General features: G+C 68.8%; 11 protein-coding genes and 1 tRNA gene. 7 read left to right on the top strand and 5 right to left on the bottom strand.

What is annotated here, in order from left to right:
• Window positions 1–156: 156 nt before the first annotated feature.
• On the bottom strand, window positions 157–1,293 hold the full coding sequence (locus tag ACFFCN_RS17460) for a cysteine--tRNA ligase (RefSeq protein WP_375493719.1): 1,137 nt from the start codon (window positions 1,291–1,293) through the stop codon (window positions 157–159).
• A 31-nt stretch (window positions 1,294–1,324) separates the two neighbouring features.
• Window positions 1,325–2,884, bottom strand: coding sequence for an N-acetylmuramoyl-L-alanine amidase (locus ACFFCN_RS17465; protein ID WP_375493720.1), 1,560 nt, complete (start codon window positions 2,882–2,884; stop codon window positions 1,325–1,327).
• Between the two features lie 132 nt (window positions 2,885–3,016).
• Here ACFFCN_RS17465 and ACFFCN_RS17470 point away from each other — a divergent pair, with 132 nt between their 5' ends.
• The 5 genes from ACFFCN_RS17470 to ACFFCN_RS17490 all read left to right on the top strand — a co-directional run bounded on the left by ACFFCN_RS17470 (window position 3,017) and on the right by ACFFCN_RS17490 (window position 7,596).
• Entirely contained in the window at window positions 3,017–3,277 is a 261-nt protein-coding gene (locus tag ACFFCN_RS17470; protein WP_375493722.1) for a sigma factor-like helix-turn-helix DNA-binding protein, read from the top strand.
• Between the two features lie 63 nt (window positions 3,278–3,340).
• Window positions 3,341–3,724 carry a DUF427 domain-containing protein gene (locus ACFFCN_RS17475; RefSeq protein ID WP_375493724.1) on the top strand — a complete coding sequence of 128 codons (384 nt, stop codon included), beginning with the start codon at window positions 3,341–3,343 and terminating at the stop codon, window positions 3,722–3,724.
• 40 nt (window positions 3,725–3,764) lie between these two features.
• Window positions 3,765–3,835: transfer RNA gene (locus ACFFCN_RS17480), tRNA-Gly, on the top strand.
• Window positions 3,836–4,807: 972 nt separating this feature from the next.
• Window positions 4,808–6,916, top strand: a complete 2,109-nt coding sequence (locus ACFFCN_RS17485) for an alkaline phosphatase family protein (RefSeq protein WP_375493726.1) — start codon at window positions 4,808–4,810, stop codon at window positions 6,914–6,916.
• Between the two features lie 323 nt (window positions 6,917–7,239).
• Window positions 7,240–7,596 (top strand): hypothetical protein, encoded by a 357-nt coding sequence (locus ACFFCN_RS17490; protein WP_375493728.1) that lies wholly within the window; start codon window positions 7,240–7,242, stop codon window positions 7,594–7,596.
• A 315-nt stretch (window positions 7,597–7,911) separates the two neighbouring features.
• On the opposite strand, the gene ACFFCN_RS17495 is transcribed toward ACFFCN_RS17490, so the two are convergent.
• The gene (locus ACFFCN_RS17495; protein WP_375493730.1) at window positions 7,912–8,496 is read right to left on the bottom strand and encodes a hypothetical protein; all 585 of its coding nucleotides are present in this window, start codon (window positions 8,494–8,496) and stop codon (window positions 7,912–7,914) included.
• A gap of 231 nt (window positions 8,497–8,727) precedes the next feature.
• Entirely contained in the window at window positions 8,728–9,159 is a 432-nt protein-coding gene (locus tag ACFFCN_RS17500; RefSeq protein WP_375493731.1) for an SRPBCC family protein, read from the bottom strand.
• 61 nt (window positions 9,160–9,220) lie between these two features.
• On the opposite strand from ACFFCN_RS17500, the gene ACFFCN_RS17505 reads away from it, so the two are divergent.
• Together ACFFCN_RS17505 and ACFFCN_RS17510 are read left to right on the top strand one after the other, a co-directional pair.
• On the top strand, window positions 9,221–9,853 hold the full coding sequence (locus ACFFCN_RS17505) for a TetR/AcrR family transcriptional regulator (RefSeq protein WP_375493733.1): 633 nt from the start codon (window positions 9,221–9,223) through the stop codon (window positions 9,851–9,853).
• A gap of 88 nt (window positions 9,854–9,941) precedes the next feature.
• Entirely contained in the window at window positions 9,942–10,151 is a 210-nt protein-coding gene (locus ACFFCN_RS17510; protein WP_375493735.1) for a CDGSH iron-sulfur domain-containing protein, read from the top strand.
• 5 nt (window positions 10,152–10,156) lie between these two features.
• Here the strand turns inward: ACFFCN_RS17510 and ACFFCN_RS17515 are convergent.
• On the bottom strand, window positions 10,157–10,469 hold a 313-nt coding region (locus ACFFCN_RS17515), incomplete at its 5' end, for an iron-containing redox enzyme family protein (RefSeq protein WP_375493737.1).

Below are 10,469 nucleotides of genomic sequence, written 5' to 3' on the forward strand. Positions count from 1 at the left end.
GCCGACGGGCGTGCCGGCCGGCCGGGCGAGCACCGCGGACGCGGCCGGTCCGCGGGTCGTGCTCATCGGGCTCCTCGTCGGCATGGTCGGCGCCGTGGGACTGACGACGTACTTGCGGCGCCGAGCGATCGCGCGCCGACTCAGGTAACCCGCGATTCAGCTCAGTGCTAGCAGTTCGATCAATGTGCGTGCGGCCTGCCCGCCGTCCTCGAGCGCCACGGCGACCGCGCGCGCCACGTCGAGGTCGTCGAGCAATGCCGCCGGCACGGCCGCGGCGCCGGGCGCCATGCCGGGGCGGGCGGCGGCCGCGTAGAGCTCCTGCAGCGTCGCCTCGGCGGCGTCCAACGCGGCCGGTTCGTAGGTCCAGCCCTGCGCCCACGGGCGGTTGAGGCACAGCAGCCGCACCGCGCCGGGGGAGTGCTCGCGCAGCAGGTCCTCGACGAGCACGAGGTTGCCCGACGACTTGGCCATCTTCGCGCCGCCGATCGAGACGAGCCCGGCGCGCAACCAGGAACGGGCGAACGGCGTGACGCCGGTGGCCGCCTCGGCCAGCGCCGCCTCGCAGGCGTGGTGCGGGAACGCGAGATCCGCGCCGCCGCAGTGGATGTCGACGCTCGGCCCGAACAGCGCGAGCACCATGGCCGTGCACTCGGCGTGCCAGCCCGGGCGGCCGTCACCCCACGGGCTGGGCCAGCTGACGTCGTCGTCCGGCTTGCTCGCGCGCCACACCACGACGTCGAGTGGATCGTCCTTGTCCGGGTCGTCGGGCGAATCGTGGAACTCCGCGGCGCGTTCGAGTGCGAGGTCGTGGGTGAAGCCGGCCTGCGCCGCGGCGTGCGCGGTGCGCGCGTACACGGTGCCGTTGCGTTCGTAGGCAGCGTCGCGGTCCAGCAGCGCCGCCGCGAGTTGCACGACGTGCCCGATGTGCTGGGCGGCGCTCGGCGCGAGGTCGGGCGGCCGGACCTGCAGCGTGGCCATGGTGTTCTCGAAAGAGGCACGTTGCAGCGTGGCAAGCATGGTGTGTGACTCGCCGCGCCGGCGGGCCTCGGCGAACAGCACGTCGTCGACATCAGTGACGTTGCGCGCCACGGTCACCGTGTGGCCGTGCCAGCGCAGGACCCGTTCGGCGGCATCGGCCCAGATGTAGGTGGCGGCGTGGCCGAGGTGCGTGACGTCGTACGGCGTGATGCCGCAGACGTACATCCGCACCCGGCCGACCATCGGCAGCACGTGCGCGCCGAGGCGCAGCCGCATCGGCGGGCCGGTCAGCAGGGTGGGGTTCACGCCCCGCATCCTGCCAGCGCCGTCGAGACGGCGTGCGAGGTCAGCGCTCCAGGTAGGCCAGGATGCCCGCGGCCACCGCGCGGGCGATGCGCTCGCGGCCGGCCCCGCTCGACTGCAGCCGCGCGTCGTGCCGGTTGCGCATGTTGCCGATCTCGAGGAACGTCGTCGGCTTCGTCGACAGGTTCAGCCCGGCGAGGTCGCTGCGGTAGTAGTAGCCGTGGTGGCCGAGGTAGGTGGAGGTGACGAGTCCCGAGTGGGCCGCGAGCGAGTCGTGCACCAGCCGGCTCAGCGAACGGGATTTCAACACCGTGGCCGCCGACGCGCCGACCGGGCGGCGGCTGTCCTCGCAGACGTGGAAGCCGTGCCCGCTCGCCCGCGCGCCGTCCGCGTGGATCGCCACGGCCGCGGCCACGCCCTTGCGGCTCTCGATCTGCGCCCGCTTGTTGACGCACGGCCCGACGCCGTGATCGTTGGTGCGCGTCATGACGACCTGCACGCCGTTGCTGCGCAGGATCGCCCGGACGCGCTTCGCGACGTCGAAGGTGAACGCGTGCTCCGAGTACCCGTGGTTCGTCGCGGTGCCCGTGGTGTTGCAGGCCTTGTGCCGCCCGTAGCCGGCGTACACCTTGTGGTTGATGTAGTGCAGATGCTTGCCGTTGCCGCCGTTGTGGCCCGGGTCGAGCACCACGACCGGCGTGTGACACGACGTCGCCCGGTAGCGGCACGCCGTGCTCGTCTGCGCGTTCGCGAATGCCGCGGCCGCGTGCGTCGTGCGGGCCGCGGGACGGCGCGGGAACAGCAGCTGCGCCTCGTGCGTGACGATCGCCTCGCCCGCGCGGTAGTACAGCCGGTGCGGCCCCTCAGCGAGGATCGCGACGGCGTACCGGTCGTGATCGACGAAGCCGGTGGAGTTGATGATCGCGTTGCGCGGGTGCTCGATGTCGCGGTTGGTGTCCCAGCCGTTCTTGACAGCCGCCGACGGCTGGGCGGCAGCGAGACCGAACGCGTTGGGCTCATTGGCCGCACTGCGCTTGCTGTAGGCGTGCATCTGCTTCGACAGCCATGGCCAGACCGTGGCGTCGCGGCGCACCCTGGCGTAGAAGCGCGCCATGCCGACTGCGGTGATGCGCGTGCTGCCCCAGATGCCGTGCATCGCCGGGCGCGCACCCAGGCCGTTGATCCGGTAGTGCCGGGCGATCCATGGCAGCAGCCCGTCGCGGCCGACCTTCGGGTACAGCTTCCATGCGGCTGCGTTGTCCGAACGGCGGATCATCGAGGACGCAAGCGTTGCGGTGTGCCCGTGCATCTGGTGCGTCAGCAGCAGCCGCGTCGCGATCAGCGTCTTGACCACGGACGCGCTGGCGAACTCGCGGTGCGCGTTGCCGGCCGTCGTCAGTCGGCCGGTGCGGGTGTCGAGGACGGCGATGCCCGAGCTCATGCCGTGCGCGCGGGCATAGCGGACGGCGGCGTCGGCGGCGCGCGACGTGGCGGACGCGCGTGTCGTGGATGTCGCTACGGCGTCCGGCGCGGCGAGCAGGCTGCCGACGGTGAGCAATGCGACGCACAGGGCGAGCGGTCGCGTGATCCGGGATCTGTACACGGGGGGATCTCCTGCGCATTCGTGCATGGGGGCACCGAACTGTCTCACTCACACCTAACAAGGGCAATACATCCGGCCGAGGTGCCACCGACGCTTGTCCCTTTCGTGACCTTCGCGGGGGAGGATCCACACGTGCCGCGCAGCGATGTCGATCAGGGCGATGGACACGCCGCGGCCTTGGTCGCGTGGTCGGCCGACGTTCGTGCAGCGCTGCGCAGGCTCGAGCCGACGCAGCGCTCGCTGGTGCAACTCGTGTACTTCGAGCGACGCACGCAACGGCAGGCAGCGGCCGAACTCGACATGGCGCCGCGCGCCGCATCCCGCTCGCTGGCCAACGCGATGCAGACGCTCGCGCTGATCATGCTGGCGCAGGGCGGCCAAACCCCGGCCTGAACCTGGAATGCTCGTCACGTCGGGGTCGTTGTGCCGGGACACGTCCAGCGCGAGGAGGCCGCCATGTCCGACAAGCCCGTGTTGCAGCCCGGTCCCGATCACCCCATCACCGTGACGCCGAATCCGGCGCACGTCGTCGTGACGGTCGCCGGCAAGATCGTGGCCGACACGACGGCCGCGCAGGAGTTGCGCGAGGCGGACTACCCGCCGGTGCAGTACGTGCCACGCGCCGACGTCGACATGTCGGTGCTGCAGCGCACGGACCACGAGACGTATTGCCCGTTCAAGGGCGAGAGTGCCTACTACAGCGTCGACGCCGGATCGGGCGTCGTGGACAACGTCGTGTGGACGTACGAGGCGCCCTACGACGCGGTTGCGCCGATCAAGGACCACCTGGCGTTCTATGCCGACCGGCCGGAGATCGACGTCGAGGTCGCCGCGCGCTGACCCGGTATTCTCTGCTGCGGTGCGGCTGCTTGCCGCCCGCGCGGGCGTAGCTCAATGGCAGAGTCTCAGTCTTCCAAACTGATTGTGCGGGTTCGATTCCCGTCGCCCGCTCCCTCGATGGCCGGTATCCGCTGGGCTAGGTGCCCGGGCTCGCGGCCGCAACCAGTGAGAATCATAGGGTCGCGCGATCAGGACAATTTGGCGTTTCCGCTGAACGCTCTGTCGCCGTCAGATCTCAATGACGAGGACGTCCCTGCTTTGGTGGACGCGGCCCTCCATTTCCCTCACTGAGGATGTCGTCTGCGCGTGACAGCTGCGACCTCGGCGAGCATCCTCAGCCGACTGGCTTGAGCTTCGCCCCGAATAGCTTTGCAACGGCTTGCCTGTCAGCTGGGACCAGATCGGGTTGTTGCGGAGCTCGTAGGCACAGCACCCAGCCATCGCTCGCGTCGGCCAGGCATGACGCGCGTCCCTCACTCGGCCTTGTCGCGCGTGTCAGCTCCTGCTGCGAGCGATAGTCCATCACCGAAATAAGGGTGGATGCCGTCCCGTGCCGTCGCACGCACTGCTGCACCGCACGGTCCGAGGCGTTGCCGGCGGTGTGAGCCGGCAACTCGAGACGCGAGCCGCAGAACTTGGCTTGCGTCAAAACGTGCGCCGCATAGTCGGCTGACGTAGCCCGTGCAGCCGACGCAGACGATGGCCGGACCGTACCTATCGCCGCGGTCCTGCCCTCACCTGAGTTGCCCGCCTGGCCGCTGGCGCATCCAGCAAGGACAACGGTCAGCGCGATGATGCTCGACACGGGGCCGCGACGCACCCCAAGATCGTGACAGCTGACATTTGGCGTATGCAAATGCCTGTCGAGGTCGCTCGCTGGCACGCGTCGCTCAGTCACACCGCAGAATCCGCACCCCGTCGGGGGAGCGGGACATCGCCCCTGGCGCCGCCGTCACCCGCACGTCACGGAAATCAGTAGCCGCCCGATCACGTCCGGTTGTCACTGTTGTCCCTTTCGACACCTTCCGTTCGCTTCGTGGGGCATGTGACGCTTTAGCGTGTCGAGGTGTGAAACGACTTGGTGTGCGCCCCCGAAGTGTCAAGGTGCTGGCGGGCGCGGTCGCGCTGGCCGCCGCGGCCGTATCGATTCAGGCCATTCCGGCCGCCGGCTCGACACCGCGCGCGGCCAAGCCCAGCAGCGTCGTCCTCACGTCGAGCGGCACGCCAGTGGGCGGCGTCAAACATGTCTGGCTGATCATCCTCGAGAACAAGTCCTATGACGCGTCGTTCAGCAGCCTGAACAAGAACAGCTATCTCTGGAAGACGCTGCCTTCGCAGGGCGCCCTGCTCAAGAACTACTATGGCACCGGCCACTTCAGCCTGGACAACTACACATCATTGGTCAGCGGCCAAGGCCCGGCGCCGGCCGACCAGAACGACTGCCCGGTGTACTCCGACGAACACGGCTCGGTGGTCACCAGCTCGCGGACCAAGGACGCCTCGACGACCGACCGCGGCCAGTTCGCCGAGACCGGTTCGCCCTACGCCAACCCGGTTCCGGGCGGCGCAGCAGAGGGCGCGCACGGCGGCACCGGTTGCGTCTATCCCGCAAGCGTGCCCACCCTGTTCAACCAGTTCGACGCCGCAGGCGTGAAGTGGAAGGGCTACGCGCAGGACCTCGGCAACCCGGACGCCACCGGCGCACCGCACGCCGTGAACAAGTGCGGCGGCCCGGGCGACCCGTCCGGCACGGGTATTGCAAACCCCGGTTCGGCCAACGCCACCGACCAGTACGTGCCCAAGCACTTCCCCTTCCCGTGGTTCGAGTCTCTGCTGAGCAGTAACCGCGACTGCACCGCCAAACAGATCGCCAACCTGGACAACACGAAGACGGGTTTGGTGCACGACCTGCAGAAAGAGAAGGACACCCCGGCGTTCAGTTGGATCACGCCGGACAACTGCTCGGACGCCCACGACGCGATCTGTGCCGGGAACAATCTGTCCGGCGCGTTCGACGCGCAGGGCCGCCCGGACTACCGGCCCGCCGGCAAGGCGGCCTACCAGCCGGAGGCGACCGCGCCGACGAACTACACCGGCGGCCTCTACGCGTCGGATCTTTTCCTGAAGTACTACATCCCGCTGATCGAGCAGTCGGCGGCGTTCCGCGACGGTGGCCTGATCGACGTCACGTTCGACGAGGCCAACCCGCCGTTCGCGAACTCGAGCTTCAACAACGCCAACAACCCGGGCAGCACCGCGCACGTCTCGACGCCGGCCAACGCGTCCGGCTACGCCCAGTCCGACACAGCGGGGCAGAGCTTCGACCGGCGCGGTCGCGTGGTCAACACCGCCACCGAGCCGACGGGTCCGAACACCCCGCTGCTGCAGGATTCGCACGGCAACCAGGTCTATCCCGGACCGGGCGACAGCGCGTTCATTGACCGCCCGGCGAGCTTGAGCGGTGATCCAGGAGTGGACTCGAAGTACGTGCTCGGCGGGGGCAACTCGACGCCCGGCGCACGCACCGACAGCACGGGCGTCAGCGGTTCGTCCGGCGGTGCTTCGGTGATCGACCCGAACATCACGGCGCCCGATGCCGGGCGGCAGATCTCCGGCGCCGGGATCCCGGCCAACGCGTGCGTCGGCCCGGTGACCGATTCTGGTCCGCGCTTCGACACCGCCAGCAGCGCCGCGACCACGAAACCGGCCAGCAACCCGGCCAACAAGGCCTACTACGGCTCGTTCAAGCTGGTCGACTGCACCACCGGCAACCCCGAGACGTTGTCCGGTGCCGTGACGAGCATCCAGTTCACGGCCGAGTCCGCGGCGAGCGACCCGCTGTACTCGCAGACTATCGAGACCCCCGGTGGCGGCGACACGGGCAGCGTGCTCATCAGCCCACTGATCAAGCCCGGCACGGTGTCGACAGTGAAGTACAACCACTACAGCTGGCTGCGCACCATGGAGGACCTGTTCAAGGTCAGCAAGGGTGATGAGCGCGGCACGATCGCCGGCGGCGCCGGGTCGGTGTCCAAGGGCCTGGACGGCCAGGGGCACATCGGCTTCGCGGCCCAGCCGGACCTGCGCACGTTCGGCAAGGACGTCTTCACCCGGTTGCCGAAGCGCAAGCACCACGGCCGCCAACACCCGCACGACGCCAGCGGCGCGACCGTGCGACGTCGAGGTCAATGACGACGCGGCACCGAAGCTGGCACGGGTGGTGCGGATCTTCGGATCCGTACCACCCGTCGGTTGTCGTCCCGGCAGGACGTGACGACACAATCCACGTCGGCAGCCGGACGGCAACGAGAAGTCGCTGTGCCGCCGCTGTTCTCGCGCTTGCACTGTTCGCTCTTGCCGGATGCACCTCGGCGAAACCCGCGCACCGTGCGACGTCCGAGGCGCCGCTGGGGTACCGCAGCTTGCCGACCTTCTTACCAAGCGCGTCTACGCCGGTCGACCGCATAGTCACGGCGACGGCCGCCTCGCCGCAGCTGGCAGTGCAAGGTATCGGGGTGCAGGTGAAGCTGCCCACGGGTCAGGCGCTCGCTACGGTCACCGGCCCGACCGTCCCGCCGTTCGTCTCACCCCCGCCGCCGGCGGTGACGGCGACCTTTACCGTCTCGCTTGACCACGTCGGCGGGACGGTGCCCATCCGGTTGCGCGACTTCACCCTTACCGACCAACTGGGCCGTACCTTCCACCCGACCTACGTCAGCCGGGAGAAGACGCCACCGGCCGACCTCACTGCCGGACGTGCAGCCACGTTTCGGGTCACCGCAGTGATGCCGACCGGTGAAGGTCGACTGCACTGGGCGCCGATCTCTGGCGAACCGCTCGTCAGCTGGGACTTCATCGTGGAGAACGACTAACGCGCAAAGCGCGGCAAAGCCCTCACCGAGCTGACGTGTCCAGCCCGGTCTGGACCCGTAGACGCCGCCTTCCAACTGCACCTATCTCATGCCCAGGCCCGCCGCGGCCGAACTCGACGCGCCGCCGGGCCATGTTGTACCGCCCGGGTCCCGTGACGACTCCCACCCGTGGTCAATGCGACGGGTAGGTGTGGAGCGTGGCAGCAGATCCGTCGCCGTGCTCGAAGGTCGAACGACCATGACCGCACCGAAACGTCGTCTTGGTCGAGAAGACGCATCGACTCTCGGCAGGTGGGTGCGGTACTTGTTGAGGGCCTATCCGTGCAGGATCGTGAGCTTGCCGCCGACCTTGGCGTGCACGAGCCGCGCGGCGCGTACCGACTGCTTCTGTTGAGCTTTACTAACCATGCCGTGCGAGTCGACGTTCAGGCTCGTTGCAACGGTCCACGTGGGGCCTTGGACTAGTCCAATCTCGTCGCCTGCGCGAACAAAACTTTTGACGATGGCGACCGTGGACGCGACTCCGTCGGCTGCGGCATACACGTCGATCTCGAGCCGACCGTAACCACCGCCGTCGCACTGCGCGGTAGACAGGGGCTTCGGGCCCAGATTGATGTCAGGTCCTCGGGTTGAAACAACGGTGCAACCCAGGTGGGTCGCGATTTGCCGCGCGTCCAATCGCCCAGCACCTGACGCCGGATGCGGAGTGTTTGCTGCGCGCGCAGACGCCGAGCTCGAACTGACTTGTTGACCAGCGTCCGGTTGCGTCGTCAAGGCGGACGGCGGGCCGCCGGCTCCGTAGTCGCCGGAACGGCTGCCGCTCGAACAGCCCGCGAACAGCAGCATCACGAAGGACATGCCCAGGAACGTCAGACAGGTTTTGATGCGAGAATTGCTCATCTCGTCCCTTCCAACGTCTGCGCCTCGTGCCGACACGGCATTGGACCGCATCGTCACGCCGTCGCGCCAGCTGAACGTCCGTCGTCACGGCTCGAATCGGTCGGTCTGGCACGAGGACGGCGTGCGGACAACCCTGTAGCTAGATCTGCGCCGGCCGTAACACGCGCGCTCGCGGCCGTGGTCGGCTGGCAAGCCGCGGGTTGGGACTCCCGCCGGTGCGGTGCCTGCCTTTCAGGTATCGGTCGACTGCGGCTGAACAACGGCGGTCAGCGCGCGTGCTTCGGTGTCGACCATGCCGCGGATCTTGGCGGCGCCGAGGAGGCCCAGAATGCGGCCGAGCGGGCCGGTCATGGTGAAGGTGAGCGTGACGGTGCAGGCCACGGCGCTGTCGGGTTCGACGACGTGGTCAGCGGCTTGGCGCACCCCGCCCCGGTCACTGCCCCATCGGAACCGGCGCCCGTCCTCGACGACGTCAATCACGTAGTGGGCAGGTTTTCGGCCAGGTTGTTTGATCGTCACCGCGGTTCCGACCTGCGGGCGAGGGGTCGCGCTGTCCAGCGACTCGACTGTCGGGGTCCAGGCCGGCCATGCGGACAGGTCGGCCAGCTGCGCCCAGGCCCGTTCAGCGGGAACAGCGAGTCGAACGTCGACGCGGTATTGCATCACAGGCCTCCTTGACCATCTGGTCTACCTATGCTGATGAGTAGACCATATGGTTAGGAACATGGCAGCGACAACCGGCACTTCGCAGCGGCTTGTGCCCCAACCGGCCGCGAATGGGGCCGCCAGCTCGGCGCGGGAGAAGCTCACCGCTGCGGTGCTGGCCCATCTGCTCGACGGCGGGTCCGCGCAGGGCAGCTTGCGGTCCTTCGCCGCCGCGGCCGGTGTCAGCCACTCGCTGGTGCTCTATCACTTCGGGTCCACCTCGGGGTTGCTGGCCGCGGTCCACCTCGCCTGCGAACAGCGTGAACGCGAGCACTTGTCCGCGCTGCAGATCGGCGGCGCCGAACCGGTCGCGGTGATGCGGGCCATGTGGAAGCACCTGGCGCAGCCACGCATGTGGCCGGTCTATCGGCTTGGGTTCACCCTGCGTCTGCGCGCCGACGTCCCGGTCACCGACCAGGACGGCGAACGCGACGCCTGGATCACCACCCTGCAGCCGCTGATGTCGAGCTTCGGCCTCACCCCAGCCCGCGCCCGCGCCGAAGCCATACTGTGGGTCGCGACTTGCCGAGGGCTGTTGTGGGAGCTCGTCACCGGCGCCGACCCCAGACGCATCCACCAGGCCGCCGAGCGGTTCTTCGCCCACTACCACCCAGGTGCACCCGGGCAATCACCGCGCGCGAACTCGTCCTAGCCACCCCGAGTCGTTCCACAGCACGTGGCGGTGCTCGTTCGGGCTCGAGCGGCGTTTGCTCGACGCAGCGGCGGGGAAGTCCTGGGTTATGACTGATGTGGCCGCCACCGTGACCGTTTATCCGGACGGCCCGCTGGTGCTGCGTGGCGACTTCGCCGTCCGCGGCGTCGACGGCGAGCCGATCGACACCGGCCGCGTCGTGGCGTTGTGCCGCTGCGGTCGCTCCGCGCTCAAGCCGCTGTGCGACGGCAGCCATAAGAAGTCGCGCCGCAGGATCGATGCGGCTGTCGACGACTGAGCGCGTCAGACCGCGACGGGCGGCTGCAGCTGCGTCGACGGCGTCCGCAGCGACGAGCGGCCGGCGTCCCAGCTGTCGAATACGTGCTCGGCAAACCGGCCGTCGACGTACAGGCATGCCGCCGCGCCGAACGCGATCTGGTCCGCCAGCTCCGGTTCTGCCTCGGCGAGGCCACCGCACAGATCATGCGCGGCCAGTTGCTCGTGCAACGCGTCGGCCGTGACGTGCTCGTCGAAGAACCGGCAGGTGGCGTCGTCGGCGCCCAGGCGGCGCAGCGCCTTGCCGTATCGGCGACACGGCTCGGACGACGTCATCTCG

Source organism: uncultured Jatrophihabitans sp. (assembly GCF_964246335.1).
Lineage (GTDB): Bacteria > Actinomycetota > Actinomycetes > Mycobacteriales > Jatrophihabitantaceae > Jatrophihabitans.